We start from the raw sequence: 898 nt of genomic DNA, 5'->3' as shown, positions 1-898 counted from the left end.
CCCCCAAACTTGCTGAGTTTATACGTGAAGCTTAACATGAAGTACTGTTCCAGGATCAATTCCTGCGTATCCTGCACGTAATCTTCTCCAATTATTCTTCGGGTGCTTACATTCTCGTTCAAAAGATCGTACACCTTTACCTTCAGGGTGGCGTCATCATTAAGAAACTTGTATCCAAGGCTCATATTCCATAAAACCGAAGTAGGATCAAAACCCGGAGCCACGCTTCCGTAGGAAACAAAAGAGATATCATTTCCATAAACCACATTTTTGGGCCAGTAGGAGGTTGCTTCAAGAGCGATGGTATGGTTGACGTATTCCTCTTCTCTTCTATTGCTGATGTCATATTTAGAGAGGTTGTAATTCACCTCATAACGCGGATTGATCTCCACCTTATCGTCATAATTGTAGCCCAACCTAATCGAAGGAGAAATTCCAAACCTGTCGGCGTTATATCGAATTCCGTTAGAGAAACCTATTTGGCGGTTGTAGTTTCCATATAATCCGAATCTGTAGCTAAACTCCTGCTCCTCTTTTTTGATTCGCTTGTTAAGGGAAACGCCGGCATAACTGGAAACTCCGCCATCGAGATTCCGATAGGTGGTCGTAGTTATAAGATCTTCTGTAATACTATATGGCACTACCTGATCCTCGTAAAAGGTGGTTGATGCATAGATGCTCATCCCACTTCGGGTCGCAAAATCAAAATTTTGATATCCCATGCTTAGACGATGTGAATAAGTAGGGTCTAATTTGGGATTACCAATAATAATATTCAATGGATTGGTAAGGTTGGGGACCGGCTGTAACTCTCTTATGGAAGGAATCTGAGTATCATTCTGGTAGTAGGCGTAAAGAGATTTACCACGTGCCAGCTCATAACGCACATTTGACCTAA

The 898-nt window shown here is 42.1% G+C and carries 1 protein-coding gene; it reads right to left on the bottom strand.

From position 1 onward, the window contains the following. Nucleotides 1–898, bottom strand: an 898-nt coding sequence (locus tag HC175_RS15380; protein ID WP_168139343.1) for an outer membrane beta-barrel protein, incomplete at both ends; no start/stop codon positions are given.

Source organism: Salinimicrobium oceani, assembly GCF_012037645.1.
The sequence above is the reverse complement of the archived record's forward strand: the minus strand, read 5'-3'. Positions and strand labels throughout refer to the sequence as shown.